This window comes from Caulobacter sp. 1776, from assembly GCF_040545685.1.
Lineage (GTDB): Bacteria > Pseudomonadota > Alphaproteobacteria > Caulobacterales > Caulobacteraceae > Caulobacter.
Genome location: NZ_JBEPMI010000002.1, coordinates 504,984 through 523,942 on the forward strand (window position 1 = coordinate 504,984; position 18,959 = coordinate 523,942).

Below are 18,959 nucleotides of genomic sequence, written 5' to 3' on the forward strand. Positions count from 1 at the left end.
AATTGAGCGACTCGCTCGGCGAAACTCTCCGCACACGAAGTAAAGCCTTACTTCGGAGAGGCGGTATCGTCGCACGCGCCTAGTGAACGAACGTTGGATGCCGGATGCCGTCCAATTCTCAGGCAGGCGGCCCTCCGATCCCGGCGTTTTCGTCTCTGCGTCTTTGTACCGTTGCAAGGCTGTGTCGGACTCGCCATGACGCGCCGCCATGATGGCCGCCGAGCGACTGTCCGGCGCCGTCGCGCAATAAGGGGGAATGAGATGGTTTCGATGAAGCGATTGGCGGCGGGAGCCGCCCTGGGCGCCATGACAATGGCGATGGGGAGCGTGGCCTACGCTCAGGAGACCACCGCCTCCCTTCATGGTCAGGTGACAAACGGTGGCATCGCTGTGCCGAACGCCAGCGTCACCGTCCTGCACACGCCTTCGGGCACCCGCAGCGCGACCATGACCGGCGGCAGCGGCGCCTTCGATGCGCGTGGCCTCCGCGTAGGCGGTCCGTACACGGTGACGGTCACGACGCCCGACGGCGGGTCCAAGACCTTCACGGATCTGTTCCTGAGCCTGGGCAAGACCACCGACCTAGACGTCGAGCTCGGCGACAGCGCCCAGGTCGAGGCGATCGTGGTCTCGGCCGCCAGCCGCGCCAACAATGACCAAGGGCCCAAGACGGTCCTGAACCGCGACGACCTGAACTCGGTCGTGGCCGTGACCCGCGATCCACGCGACTTCGCGCGCCGCGACATCCTGGTGGCCCAGGACCTCAGCGGCGGCCGCGCCGGCACCAACGGCGGCGGCATCTCGATCGCCGGCTCGAACCCGCGCTTCAACCGCTTGGCGGTCGATGGCGTCTCGGCCCAAGACAATTTTGGCCTTGCTCAGGGCGGCATGAGCACCGCGCGCGGCCCCGTGACGCTGGACGCGGTCGAGCAGTTCTCCGTCGCGGCGGTGCCGACGGACGTCGAGAACGGCGACTTCGTCGGCGGCGCCCTGAACCTGGTGCTGCGTTCGGGCGCCAACAGCTTCCACGGCGTCGCGTTCACCAACTATCTGAACGAGGGCATGGTCGGCCGCCACTACAGCAAGACCCGCGTGCCTCAGACCATTAGCCAGAAGAACTACGGCGGGTTCCTGTCGGGCCCGATCATCAAGGACAAGCTGTTCTTCGCGGTCAGCTACGAGACCTACAAGACCCTGGACACCACCCAGTTCGGCGCGCCGGGCTCCGGCGCGGTCAACACCTTCTCGAACGGCCTCACGCAGACGACGATCGACTCGATCGTCAACACCTACAACAACAACTACGCCAGCGATTACAGCCTGGGCGGCATCCCGCTGACCGCGCCGGTCACCGACAAGAAGTACTCGGCCAAGATCGACTGGAACATCAGCGACAAGCATCGCGCCAGCCTGACCTACCGCTACGCCGAAAGCAGCTCGTTCCAGCGCACTGACCTGGGCGCGGCGACCGCGTCGCTGTTCTCGCATTGGTACCAGCAGGCCAATAGCGACGAAGCCACGACCCTGGAAATCCACTCCAACTGGACCGACAATCTGGCCACGACGGTCAAGGCCACCTATCGCGACTACCGCAACGGCCAGAACCCGCCGGGCGGCCAGAATTTCTCGGACGTGCGCATCTGCTCCGCCCTGACCTCGGACGCAACCCTGACCAGCTGCGCCGCCGGCTTCTCGCAAGTGGTGTTCGGCCCCGACCAGTTCCGCCACGCCAACGCGCTGGACGAGCAGGAGACGCGCTACCAAGCCGTGGCCGAATACAGCTGGCGTGAGAACCGCTTCAAGGTCGGCGCTCAGGCCCGCAAGGCCGACGTCTTCGACGTGTTCGTCCCGAACTCACGCGGCCAGTACTATTTCGACTCGATCGCCGACTATCAGGCCGGCAAGGCCAGCCAGCTGATCTACGCCAACTCGGTGACCGGCAATCCGAACGCCGCGGCGTTCGACAGCACTTACTGGACCTATTCGGGCTTCGCCCAGGACACCCTGGACATCACCGACAATCTGCAGGTCTCGGCCGGCTTCCGCTTCGACTGGTACGACGAGCCGGACCGCCCGATCCTGAACCCGAACTTCACGGCCCGGAATGGCTTCACCAACCAGAAGACCATCGACGGCCTGCATGTCTTCATGCCGCGCGTCTCGGCCGACTGGAAGGCGACCGACAACCTGCGGTTCACCGGCGGCTTCGGCCTGTTCGCCGGCGGCTCGCCAGACGTGCTGACCGGCATCTCGTTCTACAACACCGGCTACGCGACCACCCAGGTCACGATCCAGCGCAACAGCAACGGGACCTTCACGGAGACCGGCGGCACGCCGGGCTTTACCCAGGCGATCGGTTCAACGGCGCTGGATGGCCTGAACACCGATCCCAAGTTCGGCCTGGCCGTCCCGACGATCGTGCAGCAGCTGCAGCAAGGCACCCTGGCCGGCGCGCCGGCGATCCCGCCGCTGGGCGAGGCCATCGCCCTGTCGCCCAGCTTCGAGATGCCGGGCCAATGGAAACTGTACCTGTCGGGTGAATGGCGCGGCGCGGGCAAGTGGACCGATGGCTGGACCGCCACGGTCAACTACATCGCCACCCAGGCCCAGAACGAGATCACCTACTACGACAGCCGCGCCCAGCCGCTGATGATCAACGGCGTCCAGCAGTACCTGCCCGACGGCCGGATCCGCTATGACGGCCTGGCCGCCACCACGCCCGGCAAGTCGACGACCAATCTCGGTTCGAACCGCGACGTCATCGTCACCAACGCCGACAAGGGCGACAGCTGGACAGCCAGCGCCCAGATCTCCAAACGCTTCGGCTGGGGCGGCGACTTCTCGCTGGGCTATGCCCGCCAGAACATGAACGACATCAACGCCGGCCTGTTCTTCGGCACCACGGCGGGTTCGCTGTACGGCGGCGTCGCCGCCGGCATGGACCCCAACCGCGACTACCTCGGCCGCTCGGTCTACGAGATCAAGAACCGCTACAAGGCCGAGTTCAGCTATCGGAAGAAGTTCTTCGGCGACAACGAAACCCGCGTGACGCTCTTCGCCGAGCGTCAGGACGGCCGTCCGTTCGGCTTCTACATGCAGGACCGCCAGTCGGGCCGCAGCCAAGTGTTTGGTGTCAACCGCACCGCCCAGATGCTGTACGTGCCGGACCTCAGCGGCAACGGCGGCGCGAGCGGCCTGGACTACGGCCTGGTGACCTTCGCCACCGCGAATGACCTGACTCTGTTCAAGAAATACGTGACGCAGTTCAACCTGCCGACCGGCCTGGTGACGAAGAACTCGAACACCAATGCCCCGGTGAACCGCCTGGACGCCCAGTTCAGCCAGGAGCTGCCGACCCTGATCAACGGCCACAAGCTGAAGGTTCAGGTCGATGTCCGCAACCTGCTGAACCTGATCAAGCGCGACTGGGGCCTGGTGTCGGAATACAACGACATCAACACCCTGGCACGCGTCGATTGCTTGAACGAGAAAGGCGCCTTGGCCACGACCAGTGAATCCGCCTGCCTCCGCTACCGCTATTCCAGCGTCCCGACCTCGGTGACCAAGACCCGCAATACGGGCCTGTCGCTGTGGTACATGCAGGTCTCGCTGCGCTACGAGTTCTAATCGTAGATCTGGCGACGGAAATCGGGCCCGCGGCGTTCGCGTCGCGGGCCTTTTTCGTGGCCGGAACCGCGTCCTCCCACGCGCCGTTGATCCTGCAACGGAGTGCTTATGAGGGAGGCGGACATGGCTCGCGACGCGGTCGATCTGACGACGCCGGCGGGCCTTTCTCCTGGCCTCTCCTACGTCAATGACGATGATCCGGGCATAAGACGCGTCCAGGCCAAGGCCGGCTTCGACTATCGCGATCCGGCCGGCCATCCGATACGCGATCCCGAGACGCTGGAGCGCATCCGTGTCCTGGCCATTCCGCCGGCCTGGACCGAGGTCTGGATCTGCCCCTCCCCGCGTGGCCATATTCAAGCGACCGGCCGCGACCAGAAAGGCCGCAAGCAGTATCGCTATCACGACGCCTGGCGGCGCGACCGCGACGGCCTGAAGTTCGAGCGCATGATCGCGTTCGGCCGCGCCCTGCCCCGGCTGCGGGCCCGTGTCGAGAAGGATCTGGCTCGCCGAGGCCTGCCGCGCGAGAAGGTCGTCGCCGCGGTGGTTCGACTGATGGAACTGACCCTGATCCGGGTCGGCAACGAGGCCTACGCCAAGGAGAACAAGAGCTTCGGCCTGACGACCCTGCGCGACCGGCACGCCAAGCTGTCCGGCGTCGGCGGCACATTCCAGTTCAAGGGCAAGAGCGGCAAGGTCCACACGACAGGCTTCCGCGACCGCCGCCTGGCCCGCATCGTCAAGGCCTGCCAGGACATACCAGGCCAGCGCCTGTTCCAATATCTCGATGACGACGGCCAGCGGCGCACAGTCGAGTCCGCCGACGTCAACGCCTATATCCGCGCGGCGATGGGCGCGGACTTCTCGGCCAAGGACTTCCGCACCTGGGCCGGCACCCTGGCCGCCGCCCGGGCCCTCTGCATCGTTCCGAAGGCCAGCAGCGCCACCGAGGCCAAGCGCAACGTCAACACCTGCGTCAAGGCCGTCGCCGGCCTGCTGGGCAACACCGCCGCCGTGTGCCGGGGCTCGTACATCCATCCGCTGGTGCTCGAGGCCTACCAGCAGGGCGTCCTGCCGCTGAAGCCCGGCCGTTCGGAACGCGCCTTCGAACTGGCGGTGATCCGCTTCCTGGAAGCCGCCCAAGCGTCTTGCGCTCAAGCCTGACGGGAACGGCGGCCGGACCCGCGCCGTTGAGTCCGGTCTATTGGAGAAAAACGCCCATGGCCGCTGGCCGTCCCACCTGGCAGGGCCACCTGCGCCTGTCGCTCGTGACCTGCCCCGTCGCCATGTATACCGCCACGGACTCGCGCGGCGACGTGCACTTCAACATGCTGCACAAGAAGACCCACAACCGGATCCGGATGATCCCGACGGACCCGGACCTCGGCCCCATCGAGCGCGCCGACATCGTCAAGGGCTATGAGTACGAGAAGGGCGAGTACGTCGTCATCACCCAGGACGAGATCGACAGCGTCCGCCTGGAAAGCACCCGCACCATCGACATCGAGCGTTTTGTTCCCGCCAGCGAGATCGACCGTCTCTATTGGGACAACCCCTACTTCCTGGTCCCCGACGGCAAGCTGGCCGCCGAGGCCTATGGCGTGATCCGCGAAGCCATGACCAAGGAAGGCCAGGTCGCCCTTGGCCGCGTCGTCATGCACCAGCGCGAACGCTTGCTGGCCATCGAGCCGCGCGACAACGGCATGGTCGCCTGGTCCCTGCGCACCCGCCGCGAGGTCCGCGACGCGGCGTCGTACTTCGACGCGATCCCGGAAAAGAAGCCCGACGCGGCGATGATCCAGATCGCTCAGAAGATCATCGAGCAGAAGGAAGGCCCGTTCGATCCCGAGCAGTTCAACGACCGCTACGAGGACGCCCTGCGCGCGCTGATCAAGGAAAAGCAGAAGGGCAAGGGCCGGAAGGTGACCGCGCCGGAAGAGCCCGACGACACCAACGTCGTCGATCTGATGGAAGCCCTGCGCAACAGCCTCGGCAAGGCGCCCGCCAAGGCGGCGGCGAAAAAGGCTCCGGCGAAGGCGGCGCCGGCGAGGAAGAAAGCGGGCTGATTTCCTTCCCTTTTCCCGTCATCCCGCGCTTCATGCGCGGGACCCATGGTTCAGCTGTCACGTGGGAACGTATTTCCACTCCGCCATTGCGGCGGACAAATGGGTCCCGCGCATGAAGCGCGGTATGACGGCTGGGGAACTATTTGGCTTTCGAACTTCCCAGCTTCTTGATCGCCGGCGCCAGGTCCCGCTCGCTCTCCGCATAGGCGTCCCAGGCGTCGAGATCCTTCAGCAGGCCGGGCGCGGTCCGGATGTTGAAGCGCGCTGGATCCAGCCCCTTGCGCACTTGTGTCCAGGCCACCGGCCAGGACACCGGCGCACCCGGCCGTCCGCGCGGCGACAGCGGGGCCACCGCGGTGCTCATGCGGTCGTTGCGCAGATAGTCGAGGAAGATCTTCCCGCCTCGATCCTTCTTGGCCATGCTGATCAGGTACTGGTCGGGGCTATCGGCGGCCATGCGGGCGCAGACCTCGCGGGCGAAGGTCTTGGCGGCGGGCCAATCCACCTTCGTCCCCTTCAGCGGCGTGACCACATGCAGCCCCTTGCCGCCGGTGGTCTTGCAGAACGGGACGAGGCCCAGGGCCTCCAACCGATCGCGGATCTCGCGCGCGCCCTCGATCACCGCCTCGAACGGCACGTCTGGCGCGGGGTCCAGGTCGAAGACCAGGCGGCCGGGGATCTCCGGCTCGCCGGGACGGCAGTTCCAGGGATGCAGCTCGGTCGCGCCCCACTGGCCAGCGGCGACCAGGCTCTCGACCGTGTTGAACATCAGGTACGGCTTGCGGTCGCCGCTGACGGTGACCTCGTCGATCAGGGCGGACACACCCTTGCCCGAATGGCGCTGGAAGAAGGTTTCGTGGCCGATCCCGTCCGGCATGCGGATCACCGAGCACGGACGGCCCTTCACATGCTCCAGCATCCAGGGGCCGACGGCCGCGAAATATTCGGCGAGATCCAGCTTGGTCCCCGGCTTGCCATCACTGGCGTCGGGCCAGAGCGGCTTGTCGGGATTGGAGATCGCCACGCCCAACACCGACGCCTTGGCGTTCGCGCGCCTGGCCGGGGCCTCCGCCTTCGGCTGGGCCAGTTGGACTTCGTCGGCCGGCGCGGGAGTCTCGGCCTCGACCGCCTGGGCGGGCTTGTCCTCTCGCAGTCCCTTGAACGACGCTTGGCGCACCGAGCCGTCTCCCGTAAAGCCGGCGAATTCTATCTCCGCCACTAGCACGGGTTCCACCCAGTGAATGTTCGGTCCGCCCCGCGGCGCGCCCTTGCCGCCGAACGGCGAGGTCTTGCGGGCGTTGGCTTTCAGCTTAGGCAGCAGCTTGGCGACCTTGTCACGGCCATAGCCCGTGCCGACCCGGCCGACATGGACCAGGTCACCTTCCGAAAAGACTCCGACGATCAGCGAGCGGAAGGCGTCACCCGTCGTGGTCCAGCCGCCGATCACCACCTCGTGGCCGGCGCGGCACTTGGCCTTGGTCCAGGCCCCGCTCTTGCCCGAGCGGTACGGCGCGTCGAGCTTCTTGGAAATCACGCCTTCCAGCGACATCCGGCAGGCCGACTGCAGCACCGCCTCGCCGCCGCTCTGGAAGTGCTCGACATAGCGGATGCGCTCGCTTTCGGCGGGCAGCAGCGTCTTCAACCGGTTCTTGCGATCCGACAGCGGCAGCCCGGTCAAGTCCTGGCCATCGGCGTGCAGCAGGTCGAACGCGAAGAAGATCAGGTCGCCAGTGTCCTCCTCGGCCAGGGCGGCCTGCAGGCCGGCGAAGGACGGCGAACCGGCCTCGTCCAGCGCCACGACCTCGCCGTCGATCAGGACATCGGGCAGCGCCGCGCCGTCCTTGATCAACTGGGGAAACCGGTGGCTCCAGTCCAGGCCCGTGCGGGTGCGTAGCGCCGCCTTGCCGTTTTCGACCCGCAACTGCATGCGATAGCCGTCGAACTTGATCTCATGGACCCAATCGCCGCCATTCGGCGGGCGGTCGACCAGCTTGCACAGCTCCGGCGGCACGAAGTCGGGCATGGCCGTCTTCTTGACCGCCTTGGCTTTCGAGGCGGCCTTCGGCTTCGTCTTGGCCTCGCTGCCCTTCGGCGCGCCGGTTTCTTCGGCGGCTTTCTCGCCGCTGGCCTCGGGCGAGCCCTTGCTGTTCCAGACCGCGTCCCGCGCCGGCCCCGCCTGGGTCATGAACGGGGTCGGCGCCTTACCCTTGCCCGCCTCGATCTCCTCCATCGTCCGGCCCGAGGCGATCGAGAAGGACGTATCCTCGAGGAAGTCGAGATCGCCTTCGATCGCGAACTCGTCGCGGTGCTTGATCAGCAGCCAGTTCTCGCGCTTACCGCCGCTGAACTTGTCGTTGTTGATCCGGACGAGGACGTAGCCGCCCTTCATCCGCTCGCCAGCGAAGACCAGCTTGATCTCGCCCTTCTTCAGGCCCTTGGCCACGTCGAAGCCGGGCTCGGGCGCCCACCAGCCGCGGTCCCACAGCATCACCGTGCCGCCGCCGTACTGTCCCTTGGGGATCGTGCCCTCGAAGTCGCCATAGGCCAGCGGATGGTCCTCGACATGGACGGCCAAGCGCTTGTCGTGCGGATCGCGCGATGGTCCCTTGGTCACGGCCCAGGATAGGAACACGCCCTCGTGCTCCAGCCGCAGGTCGTAGTGCAGCCGCGTGGCGTCGTGTTTCTGGATGACGAAACGCGCCCGCTCCGACGCGGCGACGTCCACCGCGCCGGTCGGTTCGGCGGTCAGCTCGAAATCGCGCTTGGCCTCGTAGGCCGCCAGCTTGCGCGCCGCCATCGCGCTATTCGCCGTCGAAGACTTGCGGCCGCTCGTCATCGACGTCGCGGCCCTCGCCAGGATCGTTGTCCTGCTCCAGCTCGACAATTTCGTCGTCGTCGAGATCCTCGCCGATCAGAGCGTCGTCATCATCGGCGTCGCCCTCGGCCTGGGTCACGTCCAGCACGTCCGGCAGCTCCTCGAACGTGCGCAGCTCGCCGTCCTTGCCGACGACGTCCTCGTCCAGCGCTTCTGCGCCGTCCTGTTCGTCCCAACCCCCATCTTGTCCCGTGTCGACATCGGTCATGGCGTTCTCTCCTGTGTGCAGGAGAAATGGCTGGAGGCTGAAGGGCGTTCCGGTCTTGTCGATTCATGCCGCGAACGAGGTGTCGTGCTCGGCGGGCTTCCCGTCAGGGGCGATTCCCGCGCAGAATCACCATTCCCGCGAGTCGGCCTGTGGTCTACTTTTAGGACCACAATTAACGCCGTTACCCCTAACTTGACCATTCCGAGAACGGTCAATCCAAGAAAATCCCTGGCCCACGGGCGTTTTGCCCCCATGAATCGGCGTTTTAACCTTCCCTAACGGGTGACAAACGCGATCGGCCTCGTCAGGCTCGAACTTCCCTGATTCACAGGAATGAGCTTAGAGATGACGAACGTTTCCGACCTGGTCGACGCCGCTGTCGCCGCCGACGACAAGCTGACCAAGACCCAAGCCAAAGCCATCATCGACGGCGTCTTCAAGTCGATCTCCGACGCCGCCGTGAAGGGTGAAGAAGTCTCGATCCCGGGCTTCGGCAAGTTCAAGGTCCAGGCCAAGCCGGCCCGCACCGGCCGCAACCCGGCCACGGGCGCGACCATCGAGATCGCCGCCAGCAAGAAGGTCGCCTTCACGCCGGCCAAGCAACTGAAGGACGCCGTCAACGGCTAACTTCGGCGAGGGAGCGGAGGCCGCGAGGCATCCGCTCCCCGACGCTTCACTTCACGCGCGACGCGTGGCCGCATGCCCGCGCCGCGCGTGAAGACTATTAAGAACAAATCAAGAACGATAACATGCCGTGCATGGCCGTTCTCGATCTCAGGCGCAAGCTCGCCATCCTTTCCGACGCCGCCAAGTACGACGCCTCCTGCGCCTCGTCCGGCGCCGAGAAACGCAATTCCATGGGCGGCAAGGGCGTGGGCTCGACCGAGGGCATGGGCATCTGCCACGCCTATGCGCCCGATGGGCGGTGCATCAGCCTGCTGAAGATCCTGCTGACCAATTTCTGCATCTACGACTGCGCCTACTGCATCAATCGCGTGTCGTCGAACACGCCTCGCGCGCGGTTCAGCGTGAAGGAGGTCGTCGACCTCACCCTCAGCTTCTACAAGCGCAACTACATCGAAGGCCTGTTCCTGTCCTCGGGCGTCATCCGCACCGGCGACTACACGATGGAAGCGATGGTCCGGGTGGCTAGGTCGCTGCGGCTGGACCACGACTTCCGGGGCTATATCCACCTGAAGCTGATCCCCGAGGCCTCGCCCGAACTGGCAACCCAGGCCGGGCTCTATGCCGACCGCGTGTCGATCAATATCGAATTGCCGCGCGACGACGACCTGAAGGTCCTGGCCCCGGAAAAGAGCCCGACCGACATCAAGCGCGCCATGGGCCGCATGCGCCTGGCGATCGAGGACGGCGCCGAGCCCGCGAAGAAGGCGGGACGAAAGCCCTTCGCCCGCAGCCAGTCGACCCAGCTGATCGTCGGCGCCGACAACGCCAAGGACGGCGACATCCTGGCTCGCAGCGCCACCCTCTACGGCGCCTATCGCCTGGGCCGGGTCTACTATTCGGCCTTCAGCCCGATCCCCGACGCCAGCCACCGCCTGCCCCTGGCCCGACCGCCCCTGCTGCGCGAGCACCGCCTCTATCAGGCCGACTGGCTGATGCGGTTCTATGGCTTCGAGCGGCCCGAGATCGTCGCCGAGGGCCAGGACCTGGACCTCACCGTCGATCCCAAGACCGCCTGGGCGCTGAACAATCGGGCGCGGTTCCCGATCGACGTCCAGACCGCCGACCGCGAGGCGCTGCTCCGCGTGCCAGGCCTGGGCGCCAAGGCCGTGGACCGCATCCTGGCGGCCCGGAAGGTCACCCGCCTGACCCTGGATGACCTCAAGCGCGTCGGCGCCGTCCTGAAGCGCGCCAAGGCCTTCGTCGTCACCGCCGACTGGACGCCCGGCGTCCTGACCGACCGCGAAGGCCTTAAGGCGACCCTGGTCCAGCCCCAGCAACTGAGCCTGTTCTGATGCGGGTCGTGCGGCTGGCGTCCGAGATCGATTTCGCGGGATGGCGCGCGGCCGCCCGAGCCCTGCGCGCCGAGGGACTCGAACCGCCGGCGGTCGTCTGGACCGTGGAGCGGGATCTGTTCGACCTGGACGCTCCCGCCGCCCCCTCGGGCAAGGCGGGCGCATTCACCGTCCCCGCCGCGTTCGTCGATCTGGCCCAGCAAGTCATTCTGCACCGCGCGCCCGACCGCCTCGCCCTGCTCTATCGGATCCTCTGGCGGCTGGAGCGCGAACCCCGGCTGATCGACAATCCGGCCGACCCGGACATGGCGCGCGCCCGCGACATGGCCAAGGCAGTCAGCCGCGCCGCTCACAAGATGAAGGCTTTCGTCCGCTTCCGGCGCGTCGAGGGCGCCGCCGACGAAACCTATGCCGCCTGGTTCGAGCCCGCCCATCGGGTCACGGAGGCCGTGGCGCCGTTCTTCGCGCGCCGCTTCACCGCCATGGACTGGACCATCCTGACCCCCGACGCCTGCGTGGCCTGGGACGGCGAACGGCTGCTGGTCTCCGAAGGCGCCGATCCGGCCGACGCCCCGTCCGAGGACGCCCAAGAGGAGCTTTGGCGCACCTACTACGCCTCGATCTTCAATCCAGCCCGGCTGAACCCACGCCAGATGCGCCAGGAGATGCCCAAGCGCTATTGGCGGAACCTGCCGGAGGCGCGGCTCATTCCGGACCTGATCGAAACCGCCAAGGACCACGTCGCCGCCATGGTCGCCGCCCCTCCCCGCCAACCGTCCGACCGCGTGCTGAAAGCGGCCCTACGTCACGCGCGCGACGCCTCCTACGAGGGCGGCGTCCCGACCAGCCTGGAGCAGGTCGAGGCCGGCGTGCAGGTCTGTCGGCGTTGCAATCTCTGGCGCAACGCCACCCAAGGCGTGCCGGGCGAAGGCGCGGCGCATGCGCCGCTGATGTTCGTCGGCGAGCAGCCGGGCGACCAGGAAGACTTGGCCGGCCGTCCGTTCGTCGGCCCCGCCGGCCAGATGTTCGACAGGGCCCTGGCCGAAGCCGGCGTGCCGCGCGACCGGGCCTATGTCACCAACGCCGTGAAGCACTTCAAGCACGAGCCGCGGGGCAAGCGTCGCATCCACAAGACGCCCGACCGGGGCGAAGTCACGGCCTGCCGCTGGTGGCTCGACGCCGAGCGCCGCCTCGTGCGGCCGAGGATCATTGTGGCGCTGGGCGCGACGGCGGCCCTGGCCGTCGTGGGCAAGGCCACGCCGATCGGCGCCAACCGCGGTAAGCCGCTGCAACTGCCCGATCAGGCCCAGGGGCTGGTGACCTATCACCCGTCGTTTCTGCTGCGCGTCCCCGACGAGGCGACCCGGACGCGGGCCTATGCGGAATTCGTGGAAGACCTGCGGCTGGCGGGGCAGCTGGCCGGCGTGACATAGCAAAACGCCCGACCACAAGGGCCGGGCGTCTGCCGCGTCACTTTGCTGAACCCTAGTTCACGGCTTTGCCGCCCAACTGGGCCATCAGCTCCTCCTTACGCGCCTTGAGCCGCTCGCCCATGGCCTCGAGGTCCTCGTCGCCCTTTTTGGCCTGGGCGAAGAAGCCGCCGGGCTGCTCTTCCTCCTTGACGTGGTGCTTGATGTACTCGCCCAGCACCTTGACCTTGGCGTCGTAGAACTCCTCGCTCGGCTTCATCGCCTCGATTTCGGCGATCAGCTTCTTGGCGCTGTCGTGTTCGACATAGGCTTCGTCGACCAGGTCGTCCTCGACCTCGCCTCGGCTTTCCGGATAGAGAATCTCTTCTTCGATCTGGGTGTGGACCTTCAGGGCCAGAGCGATCTGGTTGAACAGGGCCAACTTCTCGGCGTCGCTTTCCAGCTGTTCGTATTCGTCGAACATCTTCTCCACCTCGCGGTGGTCCTGCTTGAGCAGGCGAACGGCCAGAGGATCGCGACGGCCGGTGCGGCGCGTCGATTTGCGCGGTTTGGCGGATTTGGTCTTGCTCGATGAACTCTTGGCGGCGGCGGCCATGGAAATCTCCCTCGAATGTCCCGACCGCCAACCAACACGCTCGCGGCCCTCCGCGTTCCGTGACGGTCAAAGTCTTGAATGAGAAGCATTTCCAGTGTCGAGCGTCCGACAGTCGGCCGCTCGACACACGAATGTTCAGCGGTTCTGGACGTTGCCCGAATGGGTGGTGTTCTGGCGCAGGTTGCCGTGACGACCCTGCTCCTCGAGGTTCACGTCGGCATTGCCTGGATCGGGGCTTTGCAAGTCGTCGTGGCCGCCGCGCCCTTCGATGTCGGGCTTCTGGCCCTTGAAGGCGCGCTGTTCGGGCGGGATGGGGGGCGCTTTGGACATGGCTTCCTCCTGGGGATGATCAGGTTCAACCGATCCTCGGCGGAAGTCGTTCCTAGGCTCTAGCTGGCCTTCGAAACGCCCGCGAGCGCCGCGTCCAGCTCGGCGGCCAGCGCCTCGATCCGATAGGGCTTGATCAGCACCCGCCGACCTTCGTTGGTCGCGGCCGCCGCCGCGGCGCTGTAGCCGGTGGTCAGGATCACCGGCAAGTTGGGCCGAAGCCGCGTGATGTCCCGCGCTAGGTCCAGGCCGCCAACGTCGCCGGGCATCACCATGTCGCTGAACACGAGGTCGAAGGCGCCGTCCTTGCGCAACACCTCCAGCGCGGCCAGGGCGTCGCCCGACCGGACGACGTCGTAGCCCAGCTCGCGCAGCATCTCCTCGACCAGCTGGGCGACACTGTCGTCGTCCTCGACCAGCAGGATGCGATAGGCGCCCGCGGGCGCCGACACGCGCGGCGCCATGGCCGCGGGCTCGACGGCAGGGGACTTGGTCGAGCGCGGGATGCGCAGCCAGATCGTCGTGCCCTCGCCCAGCTTGCTCTCCACCCCGGCCTCCCCGCCCGAGGCGCGGGCGAAGCCGTAGACCTGCGACAGGCCCAGGCCCGTGCCCTTGCCGACCGCCTTGGTGGTGAAGAAGGGCTCGAACAGGCGGCTGAGCATTTCGGGCGCGACACCCACGCCCGTATCGCGGATCGCCAGTCGCACCAGGTCGCCAGCCCCGTCCATGCGGCCCGAAGGCTCGTTGCGGGCCTCGATCGTGATCGTGCCCCCGTCCGGCATGGCGTCGCGAGCGTTGATGGCGATGTTCAGCACCGCCACCTCGAGCTGGGAAGCGTCGACCTCCACCCGCCACAGATCGGGCGGCAGCTTGACCTCGACGGTCACGTCCTCGCGCAGGGAGCGATCCAACAGGGCGTGCATGCCGGCCAGCCGCTGACCGATATCGACCACCTCCGGCTTCAACGGCGTTCGGCGCGAGAAGGCCAGAAGTTGCTGGGTCAGGCTGGCGCCGCGGTCGATGGCTTGGCGCACGCCCTGGCGCAGGCGCTCGCGGCGCGTCGGATCGGTGGTGCGATCCAAGAGGTCGATGCCGCTGGAGGCGACCATCAGCAGATTGTTGAAGTCGTGGGCCACGCCACCGGTCAGCTGGCCCATGGCCTCCATCTTCTGCGACTGGCGCAGCGCCTCCTCGGCCTTCTCCCGTTCACGGATCTCGGCCTGCAGCTTGCGATAGGCCTCGACCTCGCGGGCGTTGGCCGCGCCCAGCACGGCCACCAGCAAGGCGGCCATGACGATCAGTAGCGCGAAGCCAGCGTAGCGCATGGCCCGGCGGCTCGGCGATTCCAGGACCGAACGCAGATAAACCGAGCCCAGCACCGTCTCGCCCTCGGTCACCGGCGAGGTGACCACCAAGCGCGCGCCGTCGTTGTGCGGCGGCGCAACCGTATTGCGAGCCGGCAGACCGGGTCCGGCGCGCACGAAGCCGGCGGCCAGCCGTCCCTGCATATCATAGGCGCCAACCGCCTCGACGTCGGGGTTCGAGCTCTGGGCGTTGACATATTCCTTGGCGGCGGCGCGGTCGTCGAAGGCCAAGGGCGCGGCGACGCTGCCGGCCAAGATCCGGACCTGAACCTGCGCTTGGCGGATCCGCTCCTGCTGACCTAGGCGCTCGTTGTACACGGCCATGCCGAAGGCGGCGACGACGATGGCGACCGCTAGCCCGACGGCCATCCACACCGTGAAGGCCGCGCGCGCGGTCCGTCGATCGAAGGTCCTAGGCTCGCTCATCGGCCATCTCCCTTCTGCGGAGCCGAAAGCGCCTGAAGCTTGGAACTCAGGACTAGGCCGCCGGCCTGTACGGCGTCGCTCCGTATCTCGAACCGCACGCGCCCGTCGACCATGATGAACTGGACCATCGCACCCTTGGCGTTGAGGCCTCGGTCGGCGACCGTCAGCACCGGTTGGCCAGCCACCGCCGCCAGCGCCTGCTGCGGCGTCTGTACGCGCGAACGGCCCAGGAACAGCATATGGCAGGCCGTCCCCTTGGCCACGACCGGAAGACGGATCACCATCACCGGATGATCGGCGACCCGCCGACCGCCGACCGCCCGATCCATCGCCACACCGAAGGGATCACGCCCAACGACACACAGGTTGAACGGGCTGCTCGGCGTTTCGAAAGCCGTGGGCGGCCACTCCACGAACGGCGTGAACTTGTAGAGGTAGTTGGCCTTCACCGCATATTCGAGCGAGACGTCACCCGCGCGCGCGGACCCCGCGAGGCCGACATACAGCGCCAGACCCGCCAGCAGGCTCAACAGCCCAGCCCGTCGCGCTCCTGTGGCTAGAACCGCCATTGCAGGTCCACGCTCACGGCGCGAGGGATGTCCGTCCCCTGCGGATATTCGGGATGGCGGTCGTGCATCAGATTGCGACCGACCAGCGCGACCTCGGCGCGGTCGTTCACCGCCCAGGCCAAACGGCCGCCCAGCTCGACATAGGACGGCGTGCGCGGCTCCGGCAAGTCCGAGACGTAGCGCAGGTCGGCGTCCAGGCTGATCCCGCGCGGTAGGTCCACCGACGAGCGCAAAAAGGCCTGACGGCGCGGGTCGTCGCCTGCCTGAGCCACGCCCAGGATGCCACTGGAGCCCGGCTTGAACTTCAGATGCTTCTCCATCGCGGTGGCGCCCGCCGACAGCCGCCACCAGGGCCGGACCTTGTACTCGCCCCAGGCCTCGATCCCGCGGACATGGCCTTGCAGGCCATTGCCCCAACGCAGGGGCAGGAACGTCGCCGGTGTGGTCTCGATGCTTCGCAGGTCGTCATAGACGTTGTAGTAGGCCGAGATCGACAGCAGGGCCTTGGCGCCGGGCTTGAACCGGGCGCCGACCTCGTAGGCCGTCAATTTCTCCGGCTGGAAGTCGCCGCCGCCGACTAGGAAATCCCTTCCGCCCAACCGCTCCAGCACGTCGCGATCGAACGGCGTGGCCACCCTCAGGGCGCGCGAAGCGGCGGCCCAGATGCTGACGTCCTCGCTGGCGCGCCAAGCGAAACGGACGCTGGGCGACCATTGGGCGCTATCATAGGGGCCGTCTTCCAGCTTCAGCCCCAAGGTCAGGCTGGCGTTGTCCGTCAAGGCGAGTCGGTCCTGCAGGAAGAGATTGTACAGCCGTAGCGTCCGATTCGAGGGCGTGAACACGAAATCGGGTGTGTTGCGGATATCGTAGCGGCTGATCCTCGCGCCGCCGCCCCAGACAAACTGGTGACGTCCCCGCGCGAAGGCATGCTGCAAATCGAAGTCGTAGGTATCCAATCCGAAAGCTCCGCTTCCGGACGTGGCCCTACGATTGTGGTCGTAATAGGCCTGAGCCTGCAGGGTCGAACCCTCGACCTCGCGCCGCCAGCGGGCGGTTAGATTGCGGCCCGACAGGTCCTCCTGGACGCCCGCGGTCTTGGCCGCGCCGTCGAAGAGATCGCCGGACAGGGTCAGCGCCTCTCCACCGCCGAGATCCCAGTCCGCCCGGAAGCCGCCCTGGGCGCGGTGGAAGTCATCCTCCGCCGAAGCGCCCGTGGCGGTCTCTGTGGCGTCCAACCGCGCGCTTCTGGCATAGACCCGGAACGCGCCGTTCTGACCCAGCAGCCCGCCGTAGCGAATGCTGGCGCTTCGCCCCTGAGCGCCGCCGCGGCCCTGCAGATATAGCCCCTGCGTCTCGTCGGCGGATCGCGAGGTGATGTTGATGACGCCATTGACGGCATTGGCGCCCCAGAGTGTCGCGCCGGGGCCGCTGACCACCTCGATACGGTCCAGATCGGCCGGCAGGACGTCCTGCATTTCCCAGTAGACGCCGGAAAACAGCGGCGAATAAACGGTGCGGCCGTCGATCAGCACCAGCAGCTTGTTGGAAAAGTTCTGCGCCTCAGGGTCGCCGTTCAAGCCCCGGGCGGTGATGGCGTAGGCGCCGGCGGTTCGCTGGGCGACCTGCAGATTGGGCGCCAGGCGCAGCAGTTCCGGAAGGCTGTCGGCTCCCGAGCGCAGAGCATCCTCGCGACTGATCAGATAGACCGCCGCCGGGGCGTCCATCACGGTCTCGGCGCGCTTGGAGACCGAGGTGACCTGGATATCGCCGAGCGCTTCGATCGAGAGATCCGCGAGGTCGCGGGGCGGTTTCTCGGGGTGCGCGTCCCCCTGGGACATGTTCTGGGCGTGGCCTAGTCCGGCCGCCGCGGCTTGGATAAGCACCGCCGCCACGCTGGCCATCGCCAGACGCCCACCACAGCCCTGCATACGCCGTTCCCCTTATACGGGAAGGGGAACGCCAAGCGTTGCCGTTTGGATCCCCAACTCAGAGGTTTTTGTCGGCTATTCGACCCAGGGTGTCGAGACAGTAAAAAAGCCCAGGGGCGAACCCCAGGGCTTTTCAAAGGCTTGCGATGGTACCACCTCTCGGGCTCGAACCGAGGACCTCTAGATCCACAATCTAGCGCTCTAACCAACTGAGCTAAGGCGGCTCATCGCGAGGCGTTGTCTTTAGTGGGATCGCTTCGCGCAATCAAGCGCCGATCCAGGCGATTTTAGCGGAAAACGCGCTCGATCCGAACTGGCGTTTCCAAAGGAAAACGCCCCGGAGCCTAAACTCCGGGGCGCTTCCTGGTTTTCGCCTTGATCCAGGCCCTATTGCGGGACTTGGAACACCAGCGGGACGGTCACCTGGCCACCATCGACGGGCGCGCCGTCGAGGGTCTTGGGCTTCATCCGGAACAGACGCGACAGTTTCAGCGCGGCGTCCCCGAAGCCCATGTCGGCGGGGCTCTCGGAAACCACCGAGCAGCCTTCCAGAGTCCCCTTGGCCGTCACGGTGCACGAGATCGTCGCGCGACCGCTGACTTCCATCCGCTGAGCACGGTCCGGATAGTACCGGGCCATGTCGTCGCCACTGGGCTTGCGGGCCCAGTCCGGACGCGTGATCACCGAGGCCCGGGCCGGCGGGTTCGAAGGAACCGGCGGCACGGAGGAGATCACCGGCGGAGCCGTTTGCTCCACCCGCTTTTCGACGGGCGGGATCGGCAGCGGCGGCGGCGGCGTCACGTCCGGCGGCGGAGCCACCGGAGGACGCGGCTGCACCACGGCCGGCGGCGGCGGCGGTTCATTGGTCGGCGGCGGCGGCGGAGGCGGCGGCGGCGGGGGCGGGGGCGGCGGAGGCAGCTCCACGTCCACGGCGTCGTCCGAGTACTCCTGCATCACGGCCTCGAACTTCTGCTTCGCCAGGTAGGCGAAGAGCAGTCCGTGGATGCCGACCACGACGATCAGAGCGAGGCCGAAGGGCCCCATTCCTTTCTTGCGGCGCGGACCTTCCGAAGTGAGCGGATCGTAGTGGCGATGCTCGGGCGTTTGTTGTTCAGCCATGCAGCACCCCTACCTAGCTATCATCCCGTCCAACGAGAGCCACGCTGTAGAAGCCGTTATCCTGGAGGGTGTTCATCACCTCCATGAAAGCCCCGTAGCGAACCTTTTCGTCGGCCCGGATGAAAATGCGCTCCTTGGTCGGATCGCGACGGCCCATGCCCTTCACGATGTCCTGCCCGATCTCGTCGATCGTGGTCGGGTTGTCACCGATGAAGAGCTCTCCCGACTGTTTAATCGAGATGTAGACTGGCTTCGGCGGGTTGGGCGTTGCTTTCGCCACCGCCGCGGGCAGGTTCACTTCGATCGACACCGAGGCCAGCGGAGCGGCCACCATGAAGATGATCAGGAGCACCAGCATGACGTCCACGAAGGGCGTGACGTTGATGTCGCTGTTCTGTTCGACGTTGAACCTGTCGCCCCCACCGCCTGAGAGTTTGGCGGCCATG

Annotated in this window: 15 protein-coding genes and 1 tRNA gene; 6 read left to right on the plus strand and 10 right to left on the minus strand. The window is 66.7% G+C overall.

Features of this window, described 5'->3' with window-relative positions; all coding sequences use genetic code 11:
- The first annotated feature begins 261 nt into the window (after positions 1-261).
- The 3 genes from ABIC66_RS07775 to ku all read left to right on the plus strand — a co-directional run bounded on the left by ABIC66_RS07775 (position 262) and on the right by ku (position 5,693).
- On the plus strand, positions 262-3,627 hold the full coding sequence (locus tag ABIC66_RS07775) for a TonB-dependent receptor (protein WP_354069135.1): 3,366 nt from the start codon (positions 262-264) through the stop codon (positions 3,625-3,627).
- A gap of 123 nt (positions 3,628-3,750) precedes the next feature.
- Positions 3,751-4,791, plus strand: a complete 1,041-nt coding sequence (locus ABIC66_RS07780) for a DNA topoisomerase IB (protein ID WP_354069136.1) — start codon at positions 3,751-3,753, stop codon at positions 4,789-4,791.
- 56 nt (positions 4,792-4,847) lie between these two features.
- The gene (gene ku / locus ABIC66_RS07785; protein ID WP_354069138.1) at positions 4,848-5,693 is read left to right on the plus strand and encodes a non-homologous end joining protein Ku; all 846 of its coding nucleotides are present in this window, start codon (positions 4,848-4,850) and stop codon (positions 5,691-5,693) included.
- 139 nt (positions 5,694-5,832) lie between these two features.
- Here ku and ligD read toward each other — a convergent pair whose 3' ends face one another.
- Both ligD and ABIC66_RS07795 read right to left on the minus strand, forming a co-directional pair.
- A complete protein-coding gene (gene ligD / locus ABIC66_RS07790; protein ID WP_354069139.1) occupies positions 5,833-8,490 on the minus strand; it encodes a DNA ligase D in 2,658 nt (885 codons plus the stop codon).
- Positions 8,491-8,494: 4 nt separating this feature from the next.
- On the minus strand, positions 8,495-8,776 hold the full coding sequence (locus ABIC66_RS07795; protein WP_354069141.1) for a hypothetical protein: 282 nt from the start codon (positions 8,774-8,776) through the stop codon (positions 8,495-8,497).
- A gap of 345 nt (positions 8,777-9,121) precedes the next feature.
- Between ABIC66_RS07795 and ABIC66_RS07800 the strand changes: the two genes are divergently transcribed.
- The 3 genes from ABIC66_RS07800 (at position 9,122) to ABIC66_RS07810 (ending at position 12,188) form a co-directional block, all read left to right on the plus strand.
- Complete coding sequence (locus tag ABIC66_RS07800; RefSeq protein WP_066682603.1) at positions 9,122-9,403, plus strand: HU family DNA-binding protein; 282 nt, start codon at positions 9,122-9,124, stop codon at positions 9,401-9,403.
- 122 nt (positions 9,404-9,525) lie between these two features.
- Positions 9,526-10,755, plus strand: a complete 1,230-nt coding sequence (locus ABIC66_RS07805; protein WP_354069143.1) for a putative DNA modification/repair radical SAM protein — start codon at positions 9,526-9,528, stop codon at positions 10,753-10,755.
- Positions 10,755-12,188, plus strand: a complete 1,434-nt coding sequence (locus ABIC66_RS07810) for a UdgX family uracil-DNA binding protein (protein ID WP_354069145.1) — start codon at positions 10,755-10,757, stop codon at positions 12,186-12,188. Before ABIC66_RS07805 ends, ABIC66_RS07810 begins: the two co-directional genes overlap by 1 nt.
- A gap of 52 nt (positions 12,189-12,240) precedes the next feature.
- On the opposite strand, the gene ABIC66_RS07815 is transcribed toward ABIC66_RS07810, so the two are convergent.
- The 8 genes from ABIC66_RS07815 to ABIC66_RS07850 form a co-directional block, all read right to left on the minus strand.
- Positions 12,241-12,780: a hemerythrin domain-containing protein gene (locus ABIC66_RS07815; protein WP_354069146.1), complete on the minus strand. Its 540-nt coding sequence runs from the start codon at positions 12,778-12,780 to the stop codon at positions 12,241-12,243.
- 135 nt (positions 12,781-12,915) lie between these two features.
- Entirely contained in the window at positions 12,916-13,110 is a 195-nt protein-coding gene (locus ABIC66_RS07820; protein WP_354069147.1) for a hypothetical protein, read from the minus strand.
- A 59-nt stretch (positions 13,111-13,169) separates the two neighbouring features.
- Entirely contained in the window at positions 13,170-14,897 is a 1,728-nt protein-coding gene (locus tag ABIC66_RS07825; protein WP_354069149.1) for an ATP-binding protein, read from the minus strand.
- On the minus strand, positions 14,894-15,427 hold the full coding sequence (locus tag ABIC66_RS07830) for a TOL_0243 family YfiR-like periplasmic protein (RefSeq protein ID WP_354069150.1): 534 nt from the start codon (positions 15,425-15,427) through the stop codon (positions 14,894-14,896). Before ABIC66_RS07830 ends, ABIC66_RS07825 begins: the two co-directional genes overlap by 4 nt.
- Before the next feature lie 26 nt (positions 15,428-15,453).
- Positions 15,454-17,394, minus strand: coding sequence for a TOL_0244 family TonB-dependent receptor (locus tag ABIC66_RS07835; protein ID WP_354069151.1), 1,941 nt, complete (start codon positions 17,392-17,394; stop codon positions 15,454-15,456).
- A gap of 147 nt (positions 17,395-17,541) precedes the next feature.
- Positions 17,542-17,618: transfer RNA gene (locus ABIC66_RS07840), tRNA-His, on the minus strand.
- Between the two features lie 163 nt (positions 17,619-17,781).
- Positions 17,782-18,513 carry an energy transducer TonB gene (locus ABIC66_RS07845; protein WP_354069152.1) on the minus strand — a complete coding sequence of 244 codons (732 nt, stop codon included), beginning with the start codon at positions 18,511-18,513 and terminating at the stop codon, positions 17,782-17,784.
- A gap of 13 nt (positions 18,514-18,526) precedes the next feature.
- The gene (locus ABIC66_RS07850; RefSeq protein ID WP_354069154.1) at positions 18,527-18,958 is read right to left on the minus strand and encodes a biopolymer transporter ExbD; all 432 of its coding nucleotides are present in this window, start codon (positions 18,956-18,958) and stop codon (positions 18,527-18,529) included.
- Position 18,959: the final 1 nt, after the last annotated feature.